Annotated in this window: 15 protein-coding genes and 3 pseudogenes; 7 read left to right on the forward strand and 11 right to left on the reverse strand. The window is 70.3% G+C overall.

All coding sequences use genetic code 11. The features are described 5' to 3' along the window. Nucleotides 1-662: 662 nt before the first annotated feature. Nucleotides 663-1,006, reverse strand: a pseudogene (gene tpg / locus IE294_RS40250) (telomere-protecting terminal protein Tpg); the annotation flags it as partial. Nucleotides 1,007-1,087: 81 nt separating this feature from the next. Here tpg and IE294_RS40255 point away from each other — a divergent pair. The 3 genes from IE294_RS40255 to IE294_RS40265 all read left to right on the forward strand — a co-directional run bounded on the left by IE294_RS40255 (nucleotide 1,088) and on the right by IE294_RS40265 (nucleotide 3,172). Further along, complete coding sequence (locus IE294_RS40255) at nucleotides 1,088-1,447, forward strand: hypothetical protein (protein WP_189894361.1); 360 nt, start codon at nucleotides 1,088-1,090, stop codon at nucleotides 1,445-1,447. 410 nt (nucleotides 1,448-1,857) lie between these two features. Beyond that, nucleotides 1,858-2,103: a hypothetical protein gene (locus IE294_RS40260; protein WP_189894348.1), complete on the forward strand. Its 246-nt coding sequence runs from the start codon at nucleotides 1,858-1,860 to the stop codon at nucleotides 2,101-2,103. After that, nucleotides 2,096-3,172 (forward strand): response regulator, encoded by a 1,077-nt coding sequence (locus tag IE294_RS40265; protein ID WP_189894349.1) that lies wholly within the window; start codon nucleotides 2,096-2,098, stop codon nucleotides 3,170-3,172. Before IE294_RS40260 ends, IE294_RS40265 begins: the two co-directional genes overlap by 8 nt. A gap of 495 nt (nucleotides 3,173-3,667) precedes the next feature. Here IE294_RS40265 and IE294_RS40270 read toward each other — a convergent pair whose 3' ends face one another. The 6 genes and pseudogenes from IE294_RS40270 to IE294_RS40295 all read right to left on the reverse strand — a co-directional run bounded on the left by IE294_RS40270 (nucleotide 3,668) and on the right by IE294_RS40295 (nucleotide 13,791). Then, nucleotides 3,668-7,036, reverse strand: a complete 3,369-nt coding sequence (locus tag IE294_RS40270) for a S8 family serine peptidase (protein WP_189894350.1) — start codon at nucleotides 7,034-7,036, stop codon at nucleotides 3,668-3,670. A gap of 108 nt (nucleotides 7,037-7,144) precedes the next feature. Beyond that, a complete protein-coding gene (locus tag IE294_RS40275; protein WP_189894351.1) occupies nucleotides 7,145-7,516 on the reverse strand; it encodes a hypothetical protein in 372 nt (123 codons plus the stop codon). Between the two features lie 94 nt (nucleotides 7,517-7,610). Next, nucleotides 7,611-8,190: pseudogene (locus tag IE294_RS40280) on the reverse strand (IS701 family transposase); the annotation flags it as partial. An 87-nt stretch (nucleotides 8,191-8,277) separates the two neighbouring features. Continuing rightward, complete coding sequence (locus tag IE294_RS40285; protein ID WP_306433520.1) at nucleotides 8,278-9,006, reverse strand: DUF4232 domain-containing protein; 729 nt, start codon at nucleotides 9,004-9,006, stop codon at nucleotides 8,278-8,280. A 31-nt stretch (nucleotides 9,007-9,037) separates the two neighbouring features. After that, on the reverse strand, nucleotides 9,038-10,351 hold the full coding sequence (gene secY, locus IE294_RS40290; protein ID WP_189894353.1) for a preprotein translocase subunit SecY: 1,314 nt from the start codon (nucleotides 10,349-10,351) through the stop codon (nucleotides 9,038-9,040). A gap of 656 nt (nucleotides 10,352-11,007) precedes the next feature. Next, complete coding sequence (locus IE294_RS40295) at nucleotides 11,008-13,791, reverse strand: ATP-binding protein (protein ID WP_189894354.1); 2,784 nt, start codon at nucleotides 13,789-13,791, stop codon at nucleotides 11,008-11,010. Nucleotides 13,792-14,051: 260 nt separating this feature from the next. On the opposite strand from IE294_RS40295, the gene IE294_RS40300 reads away from it, so the two are divergent. Together IE294_RS40300 and IE294_RS48270 are read left to right on the forward strand one after the other, a co-directional pair. Further along, complete coding sequence (locus IE294_RS40300) at nucleotides 14,052-14,288, forward strand: hypothetical protein (protein ID WP_189894362.1); 237 nt, start codon at nucleotides 14,052-14,054, stop codon at nucleotides 14,286-14,288. A 352-nt stretch (nucleotides 14,289-14,640) separates the two neighbouring features. Continuing rightward, a pseudogene (locus IE294_RS48270) lies at nucleotides 14,641-14,826 on the forward strand (sulfite exporter TauE/SafE family protein); the annotation flags it as partial. A 24-nt stretch (nucleotides 14,827-14,850) separates the two neighbouring features. Here the strand turns inward: IE294_RS48270 and IE294_RS40305 are convergent. After that, nucleotides 14,851-16,470 (reverse strand): amidohydrolase, encoded by a 1,620-nt coding sequence (locus tag IE294_RS40305; RefSeq protein WP_189894355.1) that lies wholly within the window; start codon nucleotides 16,468-16,470, stop codon nucleotides 14,851-14,853. A 154-nt stretch (nucleotides 16,471-16,624) separates the two neighbouring features. Next, entirely contained in the window at nucleotides 16,625-17,284 is a 660-nt protein-coding gene (locus IE294_RS40310) for a TetR/AcrR family transcriptional regulator (protein ID WP_189894356.1), read from the reverse strand. Between the two features lie 134 nt (nucleotides 17,285-17,418). Here IE294_RS40310 and IE294_RS40315 point away from each other — a divergent pair, with 134 nt between their 5' ends. Together IE294_RS40315 and IE294_RS49455 are read left to right on the forward strand one after the other, a co-directional pair. Further along, nucleotides 17,419-18,858 (forward strand): purine-cytosine permease family protein, encoded by a 1,440-nt coding sequence (locus IE294_RS40315; RefSeq protein ID WP_189894357.1) that lies wholly within the window; start codon nucleotides 17,419-17,421, stop codon nucleotides 18,856-18,858. Nucleotides 18,859-19,591: 733 nt separating this feature from the next. Then, nucleotides 19,592-19,789, forward strand: coding sequence for an OsmC family protein (locus IE294_RS49455; RefSeq protein ID WP_306433519.1), 198 nt, complete (start codon nucleotides 19,592-19,594; stop codon nucleotides 19,787-19,789). A gap of 129 nt (nucleotides 19,790-19,918) precedes the next feature. Here IE294_RS49455 and IE294_RS40325 read toward each other — a convergent pair whose 3' ends face one another. Both IE294_RS40325 and IE294_RS40330 read right to left on the reverse strand, forming a co-directional pair. Next, on the reverse strand, nucleotides 19,919-20,722 hold the full coding sequence (locus tag IE294_RS40325; RefSeq protein ID WP_189894358.1) for a phosphatidate cytidylyltransferase: 804 nt from the start codon (nucleotides 20,720-20,722) through the stop codon (nucleotides 19,919-19,921). Then, nucleotides 20,719-22,482, reverse strand: coding sequence for a histidinol-phosphate aminotransferase family protein (locus IE294_RS40330; protein WP_189894359.1), 1,764 nt, complete (start codon nucleotides 22,480-22,482; stop codon nucleotides 20,719-20,721). The genes IE294_RS40325 and IE294_RS40330 overlap by 4 nt, the downstream gene beginning before the upstream one ends. Between the last annotated feature and the right edge of the window lie 458 nt (nucleotides 22,483-22,940).

Below are 22,940 nucleotides of genomic sequence, written 5' to 3' on the forward strand. Positions count from 1 at the left end.
AAGTCGGACTGGAGTACCAACCTGCGTTCGGGCGAATGATTCCGGCCAATAAGCATCGAATTGGTGTCATGGTTCTATCGCGCCTGTAAGAGTGATGTCTGTCAGAGCCTTTCAGGCAAGCCTCCTAAGCGAGCAGGGAGATGGCGATGCGATTAAGGCGTGCGGTGGTGGCCGTCGGAGCCGCCGGTGGTCTGTTGCTGGGCGGTGCTGTGGTTACCGCCGAGAGTGCAACAGCGGTGGAGAGCACAGCAGCCGCTACCTGCGGGACATCCGGGGTGGGAACAAAGACCGGAACGGGGTCTTGTACGGCTTTCCCCAAGGAGTGGCGACTCGGGATTCGGTGCACGAGCGGCGAATACCAGTGGTCTGCCTGGTACCCCTACACCACAACAGCCCGGCTCACCTGCGTCAGTGGCACGGTCACGCATGTTTGGACCGACACTCGGTGAGTTCCTGACCCTGGTAATAGGGGTGGGCGCGAACTCGGCACGCTTTGCGGCCACCCCTATTGATCAAGAACTCAGAGGATTTCCGCCCGTTACGTAACGGACAGTGGGGCCGCTGAAGTACCCGCGGACGATGTATGGCAACAGCGCCCCCTGTGGGGGGAGCGCCGGCCAGCGGCAGCCTGTCACGTCCGTCGGCTGTTCGGGACGTGACTGTTACAGATCGAATTCCAGGTGCTCGATGTCGGTGCAGCGGACTTGCTCCAGCTGGCCGGCGCAGCGGCCGTTGTCCTGGAAGTACACCTCCTTGAGTGCTTCCGCCGCGATCTCCTTGAGTTGCTGGTCGCTGGCGCCCGCCTCCTGGGCGTCGAAGAGGCGGGCGACGTAGCGGGGGCGGAAGGGTGATGGTCAGGTGGCGGATGCGGTCCTGGTCCGTCGGCCCGGTCGGCGCGGTGTAGCCGAGTCGGGCGCGGGTGTCGATGACGATGCCGCCCCGTGGTTGCGGCCTGCTGCCGGGCCTTGGCCCGGACCTGCGATTGCCACCGTTTCTCTAGCAGGCGGCGGAAGTGCCAGCCCTGTCCGTATGCCTCGTCCGCGGTGACCCAGGTGGCGGGCAGGCCGACGGCGATGCAAGGCGGACGATGTCCCGGGCGGACATCGGCGACCGCACCCGCCGCGACCTGGAGCGCCTGGTCCAGCGGGCGGTATGGCTCCTGCCGAACGCCTTCTGGGGCATCGGACGCTCCCGCCTGTCGCAGTGGGCTCAATCCGCGCCGCAGGGCAGACTGCCGAAGCCATCGACAAAGAGGCCAACGCCGTCAGCCTCGGTATCGGCCCCAATCGGCCCCCACAGCGATTTCGGCCCCGGCCAGGAAGTAGAAGCGCTGACACTGTTCACCCAGCGCGTCGAGGACCACCGCGACGGGCAGCGGCGCCGCCGGCAGCAGCTGGACCACCCCGCCGAACAGGCCGCCTCCTCCAGTCAGCCACCGGCGGCCTGACCGACTCGGCCCCGCGACTGTCGGCCCCCTCCTCTGCGCTCGGACCGTACGGGCACCGGCAGCGCCGCAGCGACTGCACCCGCCCAGCTGACCATTTGGACACACGAGGACGTGACATCCAGCTTCCGGCCCACCGACCCTGCGCTGCTCCACAGTGCCGTCGTTGTCGAAGATCCACAGCGTTGCAGAGCAACGCTGTGGCAACGGACCAGCTGTCGATCTCCTGACCGGCCACGACTGTGACATGAGCGACGGCAACGCCCGTGCAACAGGCGGTCTCTACTGCCCCGATTACGGATCGTGGACTGCAACACCCCTGGCTTCATCCATTCTGGTTCCTGCATCCGCAATCGGCCGGATGGGGGACAAGTCCCGCTGCACTGGAGCGGGTTGGATGAACGGAGCCCACAGTGGACGGTCCGCTGCTGTCGTTGAGATCAACTATTGTATTTCTCCTCGCCCTGCTTACCGGCGCGGCTGCAAGCGGGCTGACGGCCGTCGCCGGGGAAGGCGTCGCGCGCAGCCTGCTTGCGGGGCTCGCCGCTGCGGGAATGGCCGTGCCGTTCTTCAACCACCTCATCGCCGCCGAGGGCAGCGCTGTCCAGCCGCCGGCCGCCGTGGGTGCCGGCAGGGGCGAGGAGGAGAGCAATGGGTGAGCTGCGGCCTCTGGGCGACGACCTCAACGGCGCGTCCCGGGCGTTGGCCGAGGCTTTGCGCGAGTTGTTCGAGAGCCTTCACGTGTCTGTCCGTCGTTATGCGGCCCGGCGCCGACTCGATCCAGGTACCGTCTCGCGTTACCTGAACGGCACCCGGTTACCTCCATGGCAGGTGATCAGTGACCTGTTCACCGACGTTGCCGAACACCGCGGGACCGCAGTCACCACCGAGGCCATCGAGTTGGTGCGAGGCCTGTATGGCTCGGCCGTGGATGCTGCCTCATCGCCCAAGCACGCGGTGGAAATCCTGGAGCAGCAACTGGCCGACGCTGACCATGTATCCCGGCGGTCCAGCGTCCGCGGTGACGTCCTGGGTGATGCCCTCCTGGACCGAACCCAGCGCATCGCCGACCTGGAGACACGACTCAACCAGTTGGAGGCCGACCGCATCGCGGAGCAGAGGCGAGCGGACGAACTCGCGGAGGCCCATCCCGATGTCTACAGCCTCGTCCAGGAACGCAACGCACTCCGGCGGGAAGTCGAGCGACTTGGAGCGGCTCTCCAGGAGGCACAAGCTCAGCGTGCCGCAGCGGAAGGCCGCTGCGATCTACTCGAACGCCAGTTGGAGGCAGTCGAGAAGACGACCGAAGCCGTGCTGCCGACGGGGCGGCGAAGCATGCCCAAGATCCTCGTCGTAGACGATCAGCCGGACAACCTGCTGGCGATGACCGCGGTCTTGGCAACGCTCGATCAGGAGCTCGTCACCGTCTCCTCGGGCCGGGAGGCTCTCAAGGCCCTACTCGACCACGACGACTTCGCCGTCATCATCATGGACGTGCAGATGCCGGAGATGGACGGCTACGAGACCTGTGCTCACATCAAGCGCCGCCCGAGAACTCGGGACGTCCCCATCATCTTCCTCACCGCCATGGGCACGGAGTCCGAACACTCCGCCCGCGGATACGCGGCCGGCGCAGTCGACTACATCAGCAAGCCCTTCGACCCATGGGCCCTCCGTGCCAAGGTCGCCGTATTCACCACTATCTACCTGGAGCGACACAGTCAGTAGACCTCGGACAGGCACAGCACCGCCTGGTCCCGTGCACGAGGAAGGCATGGGGCCGGGCGGGCTCGCCGTGGGACGCCCAGCCTGGTCACTGCTCGCCGGCCCGCTCACGCGAAAGGGCGGTGTCACGTGGCGAGGGCCGGACCGGATTGCCGCTCGTGAGCTTTGTCCGTATGGGTGGGTAATCACCGTGGATCGTGCCGGATGAGTCGTGAGCGCGGATCGAGCCGCTGCTGCCGAGGCGGGCGAGCCGGCTCCGGGCGGTCGACCGGGCTTCGTCAGCTCCCTGGGATCGCCGCGCCTCTCACCGCGGCGGTCCTCGACGCCGCCCCCCGGCGGTGGAGAGCTGCGGGCCGGGAAGACCAGTGCTGCCGGCTGCCAGCCGCGACACCACCTTCTGCGAGAACGCCGAGCACCGGCCGGCCTCATGGCCACAAGGGGCATGAGGCCGGCCGGGGCGGCGTCGCCGCCCCGGCCGGGCCGAGGGGGGGCCAGGGGTCACTGGGTGGTGAGGTAGGCCCGTTCGATCGTCTGGACCAGCGTGTTGCCCTGTGCGTCGGTCAGCTTGGCCCGCAGCGACACGGAGCCTGCCGCGGCCGGGTGCTTCAGCGACAGGTGGGTGCCGCCGACGGCCTCGGCGGCCTGCCAGGTGTTCCCCTCGTCGTACGACACCTCGAAGGCCAGCTTCTTGGGCTGCTGCCCGGCGGCGGCACCCTCGATGCGGAACGGCACGTCGAACTGCTGACCGGCCTTCGCGGTGCTGGCCAGGGTCAGTTCGGGGTAGAAGCGGACCACGGACAGCGGCAGTGCGGACCAGGCGCCCTCGGGCGTCTCGCCGGAGCGGAAGGTCCATTCCGTCCTGACCCGGGTACTGACCGGCGTGCTCGCCGGGTCACGGGAGGTGTCCAGGGTCAGCTTGTAGGCGCTGTCCTGGGCGGGAACGGTGTAGGTGGCGACGTCGTCGGTCGGGGAGACGCCGTGCGGGTCGGAGATCTCCCTGCCGTCGGCCTGGAGCGAGGTCTCCGCCGGGGCGCCGGCGATGGTGTTCCAGTGCCCGGCACCGTCGTTGAACTGTGGCAGATAGGCACTGATGACGTTCCCGTTCCGCGCGATGCCGGGGGTGAACGCGGACGGTGTGGTGTCCGTACCGCCCAGGGCCGGACCGAAGACGCCGACGTTGAACCGCTCGGTGTACCTCTTGCCGGCCTGGTACGTCCTCGTGCTCCAGAGCTGGGCGTCGGGGCCGTCGCCCGGGAGGACGATGAAGTTCCACTTGATGTTGTCGCCGAGGACGTAGTCGGTGCCGCGCAGCGGGAGGTCCACCGTGACGGGCGAACCGAGGGAGGTGAATTCTCCGCTGGGTGCGAGGGTCTGTGCCAGGATGTCCGCCTTTTTCCCGGTGGCGGGTGAGCCGACCAGGACATCGACCGTGGCGAGCTGCTTCCGTGCGACCGCGATGTTGAAGCCGTCCAGCTGACCGGTACGTTTCCAGGCCAGGTGGTAGTTCACCGGCGTGCCGGCGTCCTGGTGGCTCCAGGTGCCCGAGTACTGGGCGAAGGCCTGGTCCGCGGGCAGGTCGGAGCCGAGCTGTCCGACCGTGAAGCTCTGGAACCCGGGGAAGCCGTAATTGACGAGGCCGTCGTCCAGTCCGTCGCCCCGCCGCCATCCGACGGCGACCGCGGCGTCGATGTTCTTGGCCGCCGGATCGGGCAGGGTGACCTGGACCGGCCGGGTCTGCCGGGCGTCGATGGTGACGGTGGTGTCCGCGTCCAGTCGCATCCTCGGCTGGAACACCAGCGCGTGGGTGGCGGAGTCGAAGCCCGGGTGGATCATGCCGCTCAGGGAGTAGTCGCCCTTGGGCAGCCGCACCGTGAGTTCGCCGTCCTCCTCGTCGGCGTAGGAGGCGTGGAAGTCGGTGTCGACGCCCTGGACCTCGGTCACGGCGTCACCGGTGGGCCGGCCGTTCTCGTCGATGTGCTTCAGCGTCAGGTCGTGCATCTCGACCTCGCGCTCCACCCCGACGGCGGTGCGCACGCTGACCTTGTCGTCAGCCGAGGTGGCGGACACCGAGCCGCCGAACGTGCCGTCGGTGCTCCCGGCTCGGGTGTCTGCCGTGACGGTGGCGCTCGCCTCGCCGCCCGCCGGGACGGTGACCCGCTGCGGCGAGACGGTGAACATTCCTTCGGCGGCGGGCTTGCCGTTCACCGACAGGGCGTCGACGGACAGGTCCAGGGTGACCGGCTGCGTACCCAGGTTGCGGTACGTGAGCTGCTTCGTCACCGGCTTGTCGTCGTCGTGCGGCCACTCCTGCCTGCCGAAGTCGAGCGGTCCCTGCTCGGTGATGACGCTCTGCTTGATCGCCCGGGCGACATCGGTACGGCCGGTGCCCTGCTGGAAGGAGCTGTACGCGCCCGGCTCGGCGGAACCGGTCAGTACCGCCTTGAGCCGCTCGCCGTCCCAGTCGGGGTGCTGCTGGGCCAGGAGGGCGGCGGCGCCGGCCACATGCGGGGTCGCCATGGAGGTGCCGTCGAGTGTGATGTAGCCCGGTATGTCGGAGGGGTACGAGTTCTCCAGTCTGCTGCCGGGGGCCGAAGCGGCCGTGATGGCGACACCGGGCGCGGTCAGGTCGGGCTTGACGCCGCTGTCACCGACGCGCGGGCCGCGGCTGGAGAAGCCCGCGAGCTGGTCCGACTTGTCGACGGCGCCCACGGTGAGCGCGGCCTCGGCGCTGCCTGGGGAGTCGACCGTGTGCTCCCCTTTCCCGTCGTTGCCGGCCGCGATGACGAACAGGGTGTCGGTCTCGGCGGAGAGCCGGTTGACCGCTTCCTCCATCGGGTCGATCCCGGGGGTGTCCTCGCCGCCGAGGCTGAGGTTGACGACGTCGGCGCCCTGGGCCACCGCCCACTCCATGCCCGCGATGATGCCGGATTCCTCGCCCAGGTTGTTGTCGTTGAGGACCTTGCCGTTGAGGATCTTCGCGCCCGGGGCGACGCCCTTGTACGTGCCGCCGGACTTGGCCCCCGTTCCGGCCACGATGGACGCCGCGTGGGTACCGTGGCCGAAGTGGTCACTGGTGTCCGCGGAGCCGGAGAAGTCCTGCTCCGCGATCACCTGGCCCGCCAGGTCGGGGTGGGTCTTGTCGACCCCGGTGTCCAGGACGGCGACCTTGACGCCGGTGCCGTCGTAACCGGCGGCCCAGGCTGCCGGAGCGCCGATCTGCGGCACGCTCCTGTCAAGGGTGCCGCGGCGCTTGCCGTCCAGCCACACCTTCTCCACCGCCGTGGAAGCGGTGAACTCCGCCCCGGCCCGGGCACTCGCGTCGGTGCGGGCGCCGGTCACGGCGTCCCAGAACTCGGCGCCGTGCTTCTTGACGGTGTGCATCGCCGCGCCGTCGATGACGGGCAGCGCACGGTCGATCTCCGCCCCGGCCGGGGTGAACGTGCTCATCGAGCGTTCCTTCCCGTGCCGGAAGGTGACGATGAGCGGCAGGTCGGAGCGGTGGGCGTCGTCGTAGCCGTCCGCCACCAGTTGCGTCACGTCGAAGAGCCGTGCGTCCAACGTGCCGTCTGCCAGCAGCAGTTCGGCGTCGCCGGGCACCACACGTATGTGACCGGCGACCTTCCGGACCGAGAACGGCACCCGCTCCCGGCCTTTCGCCCGTTCCACCCCGGTGACCTGGCCGGTGGCGTCCACCATGACCCGGTCACCGGTGATCAGCGTCACCGTCTTCGACGCCTTGGCCATACCGGTGCCGCCCGCGCTTTGGGCACCGCCCGGTGGCGCCGCGGCGGCTCCGCCGGCTAATCCCGATGTGAGCGCCAGGGCGATGCCGATGGCGACCGCCAGGTATCCGCTGGGTCTGCGCATGTGAGTAGTCCCTGTCCTTACTCCTTGGAGGAAACACAGAGACTGGTTCGACGATGTGTTGATCCGATGAGCAAAAGATCTCGATCACACAAAGCGGCTCGGCATCGTTCACATGCGGATGCCGGCGGACACGGTGCGTGGGGTCCGCCACCCGGCCCCGTCACCGATGGCCACCCGCAGGTCATGCATGCCCCGGAGAATGTCGATCAGGGCTTCATCCGCCCCGCTCAGAGCATGTCGAGTTCCCTCCTCGTCGCCCCGGTCCGCGTGCAGCTGGGCGCCGAGCGCGTACACCGCCGTCATGACCGCGGCGAAGGCGGCCTCCCGGCCGGGTGGCAGTTCCTCCGACCCGGGTTCGGGGACCTGCACCGCGGTGCGCTGCGGCCGGTTCGCCAGGACGTTGACCGTGAGGTCGGGGTTCGCTCCCAGTACTCCAGGCAGAAGTCGTTGCCTGAGCTGCTTCTTCGGTAGGGGCAGCACGCGGGCGATCGCTCGGTGTCGTCTGCGTCGGAGTGACCAGTTCAGCGCGTGGATGACTGCTCCGGGGCGGGTTGGCGGCCTGGAAGGCCTCCTAGATCGCCCAGCGCGAGCCCGCAATACGGACCAGGCGGCAACGCCGGTGCCGTTGGGGGCGTAGGCGAGGCAGCAGGCGATCTCGTCCGGGCGGACCAGGCTGCGGCGGCCCAGTACCCACCGCTCGTGGGTGGGCCGGTCGCTGTCGAGGACACCGATCGCCGGCAGGCGTGCGGCAGCCCAGCCGTAAAGGCGCGGGCCTTGGCACCGTCGCCGCAGGAGTGGCGTTCCCATGCCTTCTCGGGGGCGTCGGCGATGGCCTGGTCGATACGGCCGAAGGGAGCGCTCAGTTGCTGGGACTTCGGCGCGGCCAGGACATAGCCGAGACCGGCCTCTTCCAGGGTGCGCATGCGCCATTCCTGTCCGTAGGCGCAGTCGCCCGTCACCCAGGCGATCGGCAGGGGTGAGGCAAGCGCCCGCAGGATCATCGCGCGGGCCAGCTCGCCGTTGGTCGCTAAGACGCGGCTGCCTGGGACCTTCGCCGCCCGGCACCGGTCCGCATCCGAGGTCGAGGACTTGGGCAGATACAGCTCCCGGTCCACCAGCGCGCTGCCCTTGGCCGAGGCATAGGCGGCGAAGATCGTGCTGCTCCCGATGATCCAGCAGGACGGGGAGGCGGGCACACCGCCTGGGGGCTGCCGCCGCAGGACCCCGCGCGGTGTGCGCTGTCAGAATGCCGGGCCAGTTCCCTTGACCAACGGAGTGATGTCGATGCGGCCCTTCTGGAGGACGTCACCGAGCTTCCACGGGGTGTCCAGGTGGTGCAAGGAGTCGGGCGGGGTGACCTCCAGACGGGTGGGGTGCTTCTCCGCCTTGGTCGGTCCACCCGCGGCCGGCACGTCTGCCCAGTGCAACCGGGTGTAGGCGCTCTGTACGGGCTTGAGGGTGATGAGCTCAGCCCGACCACGGTCCCGGACAACCTGCGTGGGGACATCCCTTCCACGCGAGTTGAGAAGTTGCAGCCCCGCATACCCCTGGGTCCGGACGGTCTTGTGGGTCTTGATCATGAGAACCACCGTCGCGTAGCGCTGCCCCGCGCCCGAGTCCAGCCCGTGCACACATACCGACAGCGAGGAGGTGTCCGCCCACCCCGATCGTGTCGCCGCTTGCGACGGACCTGCCGTGATGCCGATCAGCGCCACTGCGGAGAGTGCCGACAGAGCGACAGGGGTGAGGAGGTGGAGGGTTCGCCTGCCGAGGAGCATCGTCTTTCCCCTTCCAGATGCCTTGTTCAGGCACCTCGAACGCCTGTTGACCACGCGAGACGGCGGTGGCGGCGTACTCCGTTGCTGCCGTCGGATCCTGCTCACCGGCCGCGGGCGGCGGCGGGTGTCCATCCGGTGTCCCCGGGACGTACGACTCCTGACCGCCACCACACTCGAGCAGGCCCGACCCATCGAGTCGGTGACCCATGCCGTCCCCGGCGGGTCAGCGGAGGAAACCCTCGTAGTGACGCTGCTGAAGCTGGCTCTCGATCTGCCGCACGGTTTCCAGGCCGACACCGACGATGATCAGGATGCTGGTGCCCCCGAACGGGAAGTTGTTCGTCGCCCCGAACCCGACCAGCGCGATGGTCGGGACAAGGGCGATCACTCCCAGATACAGGGAGCCGGGCCAGGTGATCCGGGTGAGCACGTACGACAAGTACTGCGCGGTCGGCCGGCCGGCCCGGATGCCGGGGACGAAACCGCCGTACTGCTTCATGTTGTCCGCGACCTCGTCCGGGTTGAAGGAGATGGAGACGTAGAAGAAGGCGAAGAAGACGATGAGCAGGAAGTAAAGACTGATGTAGATCGGGTGGTCGCCTTTGGTCAGGTTCTGCTCGATCCAGGTCTTCCAGCTGGAGTTGCCGCCGGAGAACTGGGCGATCAGCGCAGGAATGTAGAGCAGCGACGAGGCGAAGATGACCGGGATCACACCTGCCTGGTTCACCTTCAGCGGGATGTACGTGGATGTGCCGCCGTAGGAACGACGGCCGATCATCCGCTTCGCGTACTGCACCGGGATGCGGCGTTGGGCCTGCTCGACGAAGACCACGAGGCCGACCATGACCAGGCCGACGAGGATGACCGCGCCGAACTCGATCCAGCCGCCGGCCAGGGTGCCCTGCTTCTTGATGGCCCACAGCGCGGACGGGAAGGTGGCGGCGATCGAGATGAACATCAGGATCGACATGCCGTTGCCGATGCCGCGGTCGGTGATCAGCTCGCCGAGCCACATGACGACGGCCGTGCCGGCGGTGATCGTGATGACCATGAGGACGGTGATGAAGATCGAGCGGTCCGGGACGATGGACGACGCGGCCGAGCAGCCGGAGAAGAGGGCGCCGCTGCGGGCGGTGGCGACGAGGCCGGTGCCCTGGAGGATGGCGAGGGCCACGGTCAGGTAGCGGGTGTACTGGGTGATCTTCGCCGTGCCGGCCTGGCCCTCCTTCTTGAGGGCTTCGAGGCGGGGGATGACCACGGTCAGCAGCTGAAGGATGATGCTCGCCGTGATGTACGGCAGAATGCCCAGCGCGAAGATCGTGATCTGTAGCAGCGCGCCGCCGCTGAAGAGGTTGACCAGGCCGAACAGTCCCTGGCTGCCGGAAGTCTGCGACACACATTCCTGCACAACCCGGTAGTCCACGCCCGGGATCGGGACATGTGTGCCGACCCGGTAGACCACGATGATGCCCAGGGTGAAGAGCAGCTTCTTGCGCAGGTCAGGCGTCCTGAACGCCTGGGTGAACGCGGTGAGCACCAAATGCCTCCTGTAACGGAGCGGCATGACAGCGACGGTTACCGCTCTTTGACCGGCGGGAGACACACCTACGTTCCACATGTGACCCCGTGCCTTTTCGACAGAAATTACACCAGATGGCCCCGAACATGTAGTGCGTTTGGGTGTGAGGTGGCGACTCGGTCACACATGGCTCCGGTGCTCTCGCCGCAGTAGGGGCGACCACGCTCTGCACGGGTTGAGATGAGGCCGCATCGCGTGTTTGCGGGTGTTGTCGGACAGGGCAGCACCTTTGCCGGCAGAAGCGTGAACCCGGGCAGGGGTCACCATCGTTCAGCCCCTGGAGAGGATCTCCACGGCCACGGGGTCCCATCCGGCTGGAAGTTCCCGTCGTGAGGATCGAGGTGGTCGCGCCGCCCACCCGGGGAGAGCCATGCAGCCAGACCAGAGTCCGCTGGAGCAAGCACGTGCTTCGTTGGAGGAACATGTGCGGACGTGCCGGTTCTGCCGGGGCAGAGGCAGCACATGTCAGTCGGCGAAACTCCTCAGACGGACCTACAACGACCTTTTGCGAGCGCCTTCGAGCGGGCCGCGGCGTTAGCCGTGGCCGCTTCGGGGCCTTTGCGCATCGCAGGGACTCGTTCGTCCGGCGGTGCTACGAGAGTCATCAGGGGTCGTCAGTCGACGTCCTCCAGTTCGAGGGCGGCCAGAGCGTCGCGCAGAGCGGCTCGGGAGTTGATGCCCAGCTTGGGATAGATCTGGTACAGGTGTGTGCCGATGGTTCGATGCGACAGGAACAGACGCTCGCCGATCTGCTTGTTGGTCAGCCCGGTCGCCGCCAGTGTCGCGATCTCGAATTCCTGGGCGGTCAACGCTCCCTTGCCCTGCACGGTGGCGGACGTCGCGCGCCCGCTCGCGTGCAGTTCGGCCGTGGCACGCGCTGCCCAGGGCGCCGCCCCCAGCTTCTCGAACGTCTGGGCCGCCTGGACCAGCTGCTCGCGGGCTTTTCTCGTCACGCGCCGGCGTCGGAGGCGTTCGCCGTAGAAGAGGCGTACTCGCGCGACGTCGAAGGGCCAGTCGTCGGGGTCGAGCAGAGACAACGCCTGCTCGAACAGTCCCAGGGCGTCGCCGTCGGACGTTGTCAGGGCCTCGCATGCCAGCACGTGCATGTGGAGGCGGGGAGAGAGCCGCGCCATCGCGGACTCCCGCAAGGCTGCCGTGTGCGTGGCCGCATCGGCGGACCGGCCCGATCTGACAGCCGCTTCCACCAGATCCAAGGCGCCGGTCATGGCGTGCGGCAGGTACGGAGCCAGAGGTGTGAGTGGGTTGATCGCGGTGGCGTGCCGGAAAGCGCCATCGAAGTCGCCGCTACCGAGTGCGGCCAGGCACCTGGCGTGGAAGGCAAGCGCGCGGGCGCCGTGGGCACCGCGGGGAACGGCCCAGCCGACGATCTCCTCGGACAAAGCGTCGCTCGTCACCACGTCGCCGCGCGCCCCGGCCACCAGGGCCTGCACGAACTGGAACTTGCAGGCGAAGAAGGGATATCCGTAGTCCTCGCACAGGCTGAGCCCCTCGCCGGCCAGCTTCACGGCCTCGTCCCAGCGGCCCTTGTAGTAGTCGTCCAGACACAGGTGGATCAGGGCAGACAGATGCCTGCGGACAGGCGCGGTCCCCGCACGGCCCTGTTCGACCAGGCGCAGGGACGCTTCCCGTACATCCGCCAGCCGGTCCGGGTAGACGGCGCAGGTGCTGACACGGACGACTTGGGTGGCGTCGCCGATGTCGTCGAGCAGAGTGTCGAGGAGTTCCAGTGCGCGGTACCCGGTGCGCGCGGGATCGGCGAAGGTCTGTGCACACACCCACAGCAGGTCGGGGGGTGCGGGTGTCATCCGGTCGAGGGCCCGGAACAGTGGCGCCCACTTCTCTGGGTCACCGCTGTACCAGCACAGCGTGATCAGGGTGAACAGGGCTTCGACGAGAGCGTCGTCGGAGGCGTCGTAGCCGTGTCCGCCCGCCTCGATCGCGCCGACCAGCAATCGGTGGGCGGTGTTGACGTCGCCCTCCTCGTTGATCAGCAGGAGCGCGGAGGCGGCCGCCGCGTGCAGCGACTCCTCTCGGGTGGCGGGGTCGGCACGGCGGGCTCCGACCAGCAGGCTCGAGGCGTCCGCCATGCCTCCTCCGGCGTCTGTTCCGATGTAGGCGGCCTCCGCCAGGCGGCGGCTTTCGTCGGCCGACGACGGACTGAGTCCCGCAGCACGGGTGAGGGCCGCCATCGCGCCCAGCGCGTCACCACGCCCGAGACGCAAGCGAGCGGCCTGCTCCAGGAGTTCGGCGACCGTCTCGTCCGGCCCGGTCGTCGCCTCGCCCAGGTGGTGGGCGCGGCGCTCAGGCTGATCGGTGAGGACGGCGGCGAGCCCCTGGTGCGCCCTGCGACGGTCGGCGGCCGACGCCTGGGCCACCACAGCGAAACCGATCAGGGGGTGCCGGAACGACAGCCTGCGGGAACCAGCCGAGATCGCCACCAGCCGGTCGCGCTCCGCGGACTCCAGAAGGTCTACAGCGGCACGGCGGCCCGCAGCGGCCTCGATGACGGCGAGGTCCCCGGTGCCTTCGAGTGCCGCGATCAGCAGCAGCTCGCGGCTGGCCTCGGGCAGATCGGCCACGCGTGCGGCGAACAGCGCCTGAAGGCGCTCGCTGAGCGGCAGCACCGAGGGTACCGCCGTCGGCGCCGTACGCTGCTCGCGGTCGAGGGCGGTGGGCAGCTCCACCAGCGCGAGCGGGTTGCCGTGTGCCTCCGCGGCGATACGGCGCCGTATCGCATGCGACAGGTCCGGGTGGGCTTCCGCAAGCAGCTCGGCCGACGACGCTTCGTCCAGCGACTGAAGGCGGTGCTCGAGGAGACCGCTGGACTCGAAGAAGCTGTCGGACGTGACACGGGAAGCCGCGAGAAAGCCGATGCGGCTGCCGACGAGTCGCCGGGCCACGAAACCGAGCACGGAGGTGGTGGGCCGGTCCAGCCACGGCAGGTCGTCGACGACGATCAGCAACGGGGTGTCCTGGGCGATCCGGCGCAGCAGCAGCAAGGCCGCAGTGGAGGTCAACAGACGGTTGGGCGGGGGGCCGCTGCCAATCCCGACCGCGACCTTCAACGCGTCGCGGTGGCTGGGATCCAGCAGGTCGAAGGATTCGAACAAGGGAACGAGCAGCTGGTTGAGGCCCGCGTAGCTGACGTCCGCCTCGAACTGCACGCCGCTCGACCGTAGGACACGGGTACCCTCCGACCTGGCCTGTGCCGCGACGGCGTCGAGGAGGGCGGTCTTGCCGATGCCGGCTTCGCCCGACAGCAGGAGGGCCGCGCCGTGGACGGAGCCGGAGAAGTGGGACCGTATGAACTCCAGGTCCTTGTCCCGTCCGATCAGGCGCGTGGACGCGGTACGGAACGGGTGGTCCAGGTCGTGCATCGGGTTGGTGTCTCCAAAGGCTGCGCTGACGAGGTCTGAGCGCTGTAGCGGTCGCCCGTCGGGCCAACGCTCGGCTCTCTAGCGTATGCAACCATCCCGGCTAGTGCTGCAACGGTGTGTGCTGTGACTGGTGGCCAGGTCAGGGGCTGTGTCCGCGTCGTTTGCAGTGGCTGGTGCGGGCCTGGTGTCGGCGTCCTCGGCGCCAGGTCGACCAGTGCGGGAGGTGGGCGACGGGTGTGGGGCGGCGGTCGGTGAGGCGGATGGTCAGCGCGCCCGTTCCGTCCTGGCGGCCTGAGGCCGCCCGGCTCCTGGCCGAGCAGTGGACCGGCAGGCAGTCGCTGACCGTCCTGACCCCTGAGTCCCGGAACGGCCAGCGCGCCGACCGCTACGAGACCCAGGTGGACTGGACTGGGAGACTGCACGTCCATCTGCCGCGCGCCCTCAAGAAGCCCGTCGACCCCCGCACCGCCAATCCTGACCAGGAGACCTCCCGATGATCCGTCGCTGCCGCCGCTGCGGCCACGGCCCCGGCGCCCTTGCCCCCGAGGACCAGGCCGCCGCGCCCTTACCCCCGAGGACCAGGCCGTCGTCGACCAGTTCCGCGTGATGCTCGCCGCCGTACGCGACCCGGAGCCCTGGATGCCCGGTCGCTCCCAGGACATCGCCGTACGCGTCGGCCCGTTCTTCCGCGGATCGCGCAGGCTCGTACCATGGCGTCTTCCGAGGGAACCTGGCGACATACACGCTATGTCCGGCGGTCGGCGAGATGGTCGGACCAGCTGTCGCCCGCGAGTCGTGCCCAGCGGGCGGCGGTGACGGGCTGCTGCCGACGAGGTCTGAAGGCCAGCCGCCCGGCCTCCCTTCCGTGCCGGGCTCGGCCTGGTCGACGGCCGCTCGCTGCTGCTGGACGCGGCGCTCGTGGTCTTCGTCGTGCCGGGCGCGCTGCTCGGCAAGCGGGCGGTGCACCGGATCAACCAGCGGCTGTTCGAGCAGCTGGTGATCGCGGCGACGGTGGCGACCGTGGTGCACCTGCTGCGTAAGCCGCGGCGACCGCCCGCGCTAAAGTTCCGCCGCGCGGTGGGTGACCCGGCCGTCGGTCACCGTGAGCAGCACCGGCAGCGCCGCCAGGTCCGCGTCCGCGACCCGCAGCGGATCGTCGGCGAGAACGGTGAGGTCGGCGCGGTGGCCGACCGCCACCCGGCCCGCGCGCTGTTCTTCGCCCGCTGCCCAGGCCGGGTTCACCGTCATGCCCTGGAGCGCCTGGAGCGGGGTGAGTGCCTGGCCGGGGCCGTGCGGGGGCAGCGAGAGGTCGCTCGGGCGGCGGTGCCGGGCGCCCGCCATCACGCCCAGCGGCGGGTACGGTGCGATGGGCCAGTCCGAGCCGAGCACCAGCCGCGCCCCCGCCTCCCACAGGTCGCGGCAGCGGAAGGCGCGCGAGGCCCGCTCCTCGCCGAGGCGCCGCGACCAGTTGTCGGTGTGGTCGGCTCGCGTGAACTCGCAGCAGTGGGTGGGCTGCATGGACGCGACGACGCCGAGCGCGGCGAAGCGCCGCACGGTGTCGTCCGGGACCGTCTCGATGTGTTCCACCCGGTGCCGCACGGGCCGCCCGTGCGCGGCCCGTGCCTTCTCCACCGAGTCCAGGATGTGCCGTACCGCCGCGTCGCCGATGGCGTGCGTGGCGGTGGGTACGCCGGCCGCGTGCAGTTCGGCGATCACTTCGGTGAACCGCGCCGGGTCCGGCCAGAAGGCGTGGGTGGACTCGCCGTGGCAGTCGGGGCGCTCCAGCCAGGCGGTGCCGTTGTCGATCGTGCCGTCCATGAACAGCTTCACCCCGGCGATGCGCCACAGCCGGCCGCCCGTCCCCTGGAGCCGCACCAGCTCCGCGACCGCCTCCGCGTCCGCGCCCGGCTGGCACCAGGGCGCCACCCGCAGCCGCAGCGGCAGCGCGTCCTCGTCCTCCAGCGCGGCGAGGGTCGCCAGGGTCGTGCCGTTGGCGTCCATCGCGTGGCCGCCGCTCAGCCCGGCCGCGGCCATGGCGCGCAGCACCTCGCGGGTCCGGGCCCGCAGCTCGTCCTCGGTGGGCCGGGGCGCGACCGCCTCGGCCAGCTCGCAGGCGGCGTCCTCGAGCAGCAGACCGGTGGGCCGTCCCTCGGTGTCGCACACGATCTCCGCGGCCTGCTCGAAACGGCGCGGTCCGTCGATCCCGGCCAGCTCCAGCGCCCGCGGGCTGGCCAGCAACGAGTGCCCGTCGAACAGGTCGATCAGGGCCGGTACGCCGTCCAGGACCGGTCCCAGGGAGGCGGCGGCGACCGGAGCGCCCTCGAAGGCGTTCGGGTCCAGGCCCCAGCCGCGCAGCCAGGCACCGCGGGCAAGCCGCGCCACAGCGTCGGCGAGAGCGGCGCGAACGGCCGCCAGGTCCCGGCACCCCGACAGGTCCACGCCCATCGTGCGCTCGGCACCGGAGACCGGATGCAGATGCCCGTCGGTCAGACCGGCGGTGACCACCGCGCCCCCGAGGTCGATCACCGTGGTGCGGGGTCCGGCCAGTGCCCGTGTCTCACGGTCGTCACCGAGCAGGGTGATCCGCCCGCCCTCGGCGGCGAGCGCGGTGTGCGGCAGCAGCGCACCGGTACCCGGGTCGAGCAGCCGGGCGGAGAGCAGGACGAGGTCAGCGGGCACAACGGCTCCTTCAAGGCAGTACGGGTGAGGGGCAAGGGGTGGTGGACGCGAGGCAAGGGCGGAGCACCGGCAGGGACGGGCGCGGGCAGGGGTGCGGGGTGGGCGGGGCGGCACCAGCGCGGGGGGGGCGACGGCCGGTCGGTGGTACTCCGGGTCAGCCAGACCCGCCAGCGGCGGGCGTATCGGCGAGGCGGCTCAACGCGCCCGCTTCCAGACCGAGTTCACGTTCCGCGATGGTGAACGCCATCCGGACCACGGCCTCGGGCAGGTCCTCGTTGCCGATGTTGGCGTCGGCGCCGAGCCCGTCGAGGACGATGAGGATCTGAAGGGTCGTCACCAGTGTGTCGTCGGTGCGGAACTCGCCCGCCTCGACACCCTCCCGGATGAGCCCCTCCAGCCGGGTGCGCCACACCCTCTCCTGCCGGGCTACCTGCTCGCGCAGCACCTCCCGGTACCGGCTCAGATGCCGCGCGTTGATCCACAGACGGCTGACAGCGTCATACGCCTCGCCCGTGGTCCGGGCGAGGAAGCGGGCCAGGTGCGCGGTCGGCGTGCCCTCCTCCCGCCGTTCGGGGATGAGCGCGTCGATCTCAGCGGTCGCGGCGTCGGCGAACGCCTCGGCGACCAGGTCCTCGACGGACGGGAAGTAGTGGCTGATCAGGCCGGGCCGCACGTCGAGTTCCTCGGCGATCCGCCGCAGGGTGACGCACTCCAGCCCCTCTGTCAGGGCGACAGCCGCCGCAGCGGCGACGATCTCCGCACGTCGGGCGGCCGGGTCCTTGCGGACGCGTTTGCGCTGAACGCTTGACGACATGCCGAGGATGCTATTGAGTGTGCGGCCAATAAGCAACTTTATTGGGTGCCCGACCAATAATCGGGTCGGGGCACTCCCCCGGCGGCCGGCCCGGACCGCCATCCCGCACCGACCAGTTCCCCCGGAGGGACCGCATGGTGTCCACGACCCCTGAGCCGCACCAGGACGACCTCGACGGCGGCCGGACCGCCCCGCCCGGAGGCGCCGCCCGCGTCGAGGCGCACGGCATCGACCACATCCCCGACGCCGAGCGCCGCGGCCGGCCCCGGGACCTGTTCGCCGTGTGGGCCGCCGCCAACGTCAACTACCTCAGCCTGCTGGTCGGCGGCGCGCTGGTGCTGATGGGGCTCAGCTTCTGGCAGGCCGTCGCCGTCATCGTGGTGGGCAACCTGTTCTGGCTGCTCACCGGCTTCCTGGCGATATCGGGACCGGCGGCGGGAGCACCGAGCGAGGTCATCACCCGGGCCGTGTACGGCGTCCGCGGCAACCGGCTGAACAACGCGGTCACCGGCTGGCTGATCTCTGTGTGCTACTTCGCGCTCAACCTCGCCGCCGCGGCGTCCGCCGCGTTCGCCCTGGTGCGCAAGACCGGCCTCCCCCTGAGCACCGGCATTCAGGCGGCCGTCGTGGTGGCCATCGCCGCGCTCACGCTCGCCGTCAGCGTCTACGGCCACGCCCTGATCGTCCGGCTGTACCTGCCGATCACCCTCGTCCTGACCGCCGTGTTCGCCGTCGTCGCTGTCTTCGTCGTGGACCACGCCGACCCCGGGCAGGTGCCCGCCGCGCCGCTGACCGGCACCGACCTGTGGGCCACCGTCCTCGCGGGCGTCACCCTCATCGCCTCCGGCCCGCTGTCGTATACCACCAGCGCCGACTTCTCCCGCTACCTGCCCCGCACTGCCTCCGCGAAGGCGATCACCGGCTGGACCGCCCTCGGCGCGTTCGTGCCCAGCGTCGCCGTCTGCTCGCTGGGCGCCCTCGCCGCGACCGCGGTGGACATGACCGACCCGCAGACGGCCCTGGCCGCAATCCTGCCCGGCTGGTTCGAGCCCGTCTTCCTGCTCGCCCTCGTCCTCGGCACCATCGCCATCAACGCCCTGACCGCCTACAGCGCCGGACTGGCCCTGCAAGCCGTCGGCCTGCGTGTACGCCGCACGGTCAGCGTCCTGGCCGACGGCACGGTCTCCGTCGCCCTGACCCTCTACGCACTGCTCGTCTCCGACTTCCTGGACACCGTCTCCGACGTCCTCCAGCTGACGGTCGTCCTCCTCGGCCCCGCCATGACGGTCTACGCCACCGACATCGCCCTGCGCCGCAACCACTACGACGCCGCCGCGCTCGCCGACGAACGCCCGGGCAGCCCCTTCTGGTACCGCGCGGGCGTCAACCCAGCCGGCGCCCTCGCCCTCGCCGCGGGGGCAGGCGCGGCGGCCCTGTGCGTGAACACCCTGTACACGGGCCCGGTCGCCGAAGCCCTGGGCGGCGTCGACGTGGCGCTGCCGGCAGGAGTCGTGGTGACGGCGGTGGTGTACGCAGCGCTGATGCGTACCCAGGTGGAGCGGGCCACGCGGTGACGTCCGGCGCGCATGCGTGACGCGAAGGGACTTCACCGAGGGCCGGGGCGGACTGACCGTGAGACGTGAGGTGGTCGGGCCGTCGCAGGGGAGCCGAGTCGGGTGTGGTACCCGGTGGCGAGGATGCGCCACCGTCGCCGGTCGTGGGTACGGGACAGCGGGGCGGGCAGCGGTCGCTCGCCCTTGAGCTGGCTGAGGTGCGAGCAGGTGGCGGCCCGTTTGCGGTCGAGCAACGCCGTCCCGTCCACTACGGAGTCACGTACTCATAATGCACAGCCAGCAAAGTTTTCCCGACCTCGCTCAACAGCACCCCGAGATCCGCGATCCCGGATTGAGGGTGGGCGGCCGCGTGCAAGGCGGCGGGCCTCCAGGGTGCGCCGGCGTCGGGATACAGGTGCGACAGGCCCGCGGCTTCGACGGCAGAGCGGGCAGGCCGTCCGCCGGACCGGTCGTCCCGCCGCCAGCCGCAATACCACGCGCGGCAGGGGCCCTTGGCCGCGCGAACGTCGGCGCCGGTCGTCGTGCCGTCAGCCCGTACACCCTCCGGGGGTCTCAAGGAGCGACATGGCGCACTTCGCCGGCACAGTTTCAGTCACCGCATTGACACGTGATGCTTAGGTGATCCATGGCGTGCATCACCATCTAAACCAGTGACTCGGAGGACGAGTTCCGGTCGACAGGTGCCGTATGACTCGTCGTGTGCGTTTTTCCGACGGGTTGCTGGAGACGGGCCTTGCCGTCCCCCAAGGAGCTCGGCGGTGCCGGTACGGCGACCAACCCCGAGCAGCTCCTGGCCGCCGGCTGGTCCGCTTGCTTCCTCGGCGCCCTGCGGCATGCCGCGACTCAGCGCAAGATCCGGCTGACCAGCACCAGCATCAGGACCGAGGTCGCCCTCACCCACGGCGACGACGGCGAGTTCGTGTGCCGTTGACGGACGCGCAAGTGGGCGCGGGGCGCCTTCACGTGCGGCTCAGAGCGGCCTGCCTGTCACTCGGAGTGGCAGCGTCGCAGAAGTTGAGCCGGAGCCGCTTGCCGCGGAGGAAGCCGCCGCCCCGTGGGCTCACCCCAGCACCAACAGCACCGCCAGAGCGACAAGGAGGGAGTCGATCCGGTCCAGGATGCCACCGGAGCCGGGCAGCCACCGGCCGGCGTCCTTGGCGCGGGCGCCCCGCTTGACCATCGACTCCAGCAGGTCCCCGAGCGGGCCGCCGACCGCCACGGCCACCGCCGCCTGCCACGTCAGGGAGGACAGTACGGCCAGCGTGAAGAGCCCGGCCGCGGCCCCGGCCAGCGTGCCGCTCCACCGCTTGGCGGGCGACAGCGGGGAGAGCTGGGGGCCGCCGAGACGGCGGCCCGCCGCGTACGCGACGATGTCGGCGATCGACACGGCCACGAACAGGACGAGGCCGAGAGCGCCGGACGATACGAGGCCGGCCAGGACGCCCAGCCACACGAGCCCCAGCAGGCCCGCGCCCAGGCGGCGGAGTCCGTGCTCCGCGTCGCCCGAGAACAACGGCACCCCGGCGATCGCAAGCGCCCCGGCCGCCGCCACCCGGAGCACCTCCTCGGGGGCCAGCCAGGCGGTCAGGACGAGTCCGACGATCGCCGCGCCCAGCACCGCCCGGTCCACCGGACCCAGCCGGAGCAGCCCGCCGAACTCCGCCACCGCGACCACGCCGACCACGGCCGTGAGCACCGCGATCCCCGGTGGACCGAGCCAGAACGCGGCGGTCACCAGGGGCACTCCGAGTGCCCACACGCACCAGCGGACCATCAGTTCACGGCGCCGGGTCGCCGCTACCGCGACGCCTCCGACCGCCAGTGCCCCGCCGAGGTACGGCACGAGACCGGCGACTGTCGTCACCGGGAGGCCCGTCCCGGCGCGCCCGAGACCACCGCGGCCGGTGTGCGCAGCGCGTCCAGAGCGCTCTGGCACGCCGCCACGATCCGCGCGTTCTCCGCCGTGTCGCGGACGGCGATCCGGACGGTCCGCCCCTCGTACGCCGGGGACATCGGCGACAGGTCACGCAGGAAAACGTCGTACCGCCGGCACTCGCGCACCAGCCGCGCCGCGCTCGGTCCGTCCGGCGGCAGGGTCACAGTGAGGAAGTTCGCCACCCCCTCGTCGACCATGGACAACCCGTCCAACTCCGCCAGGTCGTAAGCCAGTTGCCGACGCAGCACATGGGTGCGGGACCAGCACTCCGCGTAGTACGCGGGGTCGCGCAGCGCCGTCACGGCAGCCAGCTGGGCCGGCAGGCTTACGGGCCACGGCGGCGTCCAGCGTCGCAGCTCCCCGGCCGTCTCGGGACCGGCCACCAGGTACGCGGCCCGCACCCCCGACAACGCGTACATCTTCGACAGCGAGGTGCAGACCACGACCCGGGCGTCGACCGAGGCCAGCTGTGCAAGCGAGTCCGCCGGATCGGCATACCCCAGGTAGGCCTCGTCGATCCACCACCGGGTCCGCACGGGCGAGGCCTCGATCACCGCGCGCAGCGCGTCGGCCGGGGCGTGCCGGCCGGTCGGGTTGTTCGGGTTGACCACCACCACGAGGTCGTACCGTCCGTCGCCGGTCGCGGCGGCGAGCCGGGCCGGGTCGAGCAGCCAGCCGTCCTCCCGGCGCAGTGGGAGCCGGTCGACCCGGCAGCCGATCACCCGCTCGGTGACATGGGCGTACTCCCCGTAGCCCGGATCGAGCAGGAGCACCCGGCTCCCGGGCGTCAACCACCGGCCGAACGCGCGGAAGATCAGATCGGAGGAGCCCGCCCCGACGACCAGCGACTCCACCGGCAGCCCGCGGACCCCGGCGATCTCCGCGAGCAGTCCCTCCGCGCCCGTCGGCGGCGAGGTCCGGGTCGCCCACCCCGGATCCTCCGAGAGGACCGCGCGGACCCCTGGGGACGGCGGGAACCAGGCGTCCAGCACATCCGCCGCGACCACCTCGTGACGGCGGGTCAGGGTGCGGAAGTCGGTGCCGATCGCCGAGAAGAACGCCCCGCCGTGCTCACAGCCGTCCGCGCGCGGCGCGAAGGGCATGTCGAGCCGCCAGTCGAGGCCCGTCCGCAGCCGCTCCAGGGTCCGGCCGTGGCGTTCCGCGACCGCCTTCGTCAGCTCGGCCACGGAGCCGCTGAGGACCTCGAACGAGACCGCGCCCGAGCGGATCGTGTGCCCCACCGGCCGCAGTCCGGCGGCGAGGTACATGTCGAGCAGTTCCGTGCGTCCCATCGCCACCACCCGGCGTCCGCCCCGCGCCGCGGCCCAGCGCAGCGCCGCGTACATGAGCAGTGGCGCCGCCGCGGTGGACCGCCAGTGCTCCTCGACGGTCAGGACGCGGATCTCGAACGGCGCCTCCTCGGTCAGGACCGGCAGTTCCTCGCGCGTCAGGTACTTGTCGAGGGAGTAGCGGCCGACCCACGGCGGGGTGAGGCTGACGAAGCCGATCCGCGTCTCGCCGCGCGCGGCCACGAGATAGACGTTGTCGCCGTCGAGTCCGTCACTCAGCCTTCCCGACGGATCCACCGGATGCTGGCCGAGTTCCTCCGCGTACACGCGATGGCGCAGTTCGTGGATCCAGTCGTGATCGCGAGGCGTGGCAGTGCGCAGTTGCAGGGCGTGGTCCATGCGTATGTTCCCCCGAGGCGGTCCGGCGTTCGCGCCCCAGCATGGAGGAGTCCGGCAGACGGCACCTGAGTACGCGTACTCAGCTGGACAGCGGACGGGGTGGAAGCGGTCCGGGTCAGGGCCGGGTCCATGGGCAGGTGCCGAACCACCGGCGCCGGCCGTGCACCGGCACGGAGTTCGGCCGCGCCGGCTTCCAACTCCTTCGGAACCGAGTCCTGTTGTCGTCATGGACAGTGATGGCGTCACAGAAGTCGTGCCGGAGCCCGTTCTCAGCCCAGGAGCCGCTGACATGCACATGCACAGGCACAGGCACAGAGCACAAGGTCCGCGCAGCGGCGGCACTCCGGCCGGGTCCGTCCCGCCGTCAGCCGGAGCGTGGCGCCGGAACGGGTTCCTCCCCGGGCGCGGGCCGCCAGATGCGGGACGGGACGACGAGAGGGCCGCCGGTGACCGGGTCG

The organism is Streptomyces canarius (assembly GCF_014650735.1).
Taxonomy (GTDB): domain Bacteria; phylum Actinomycetota; class Actinomycetes; order Streptomycetales; family Streptomycetaceae; genus Streptomyces; species Streptomyces olivaceoviridis.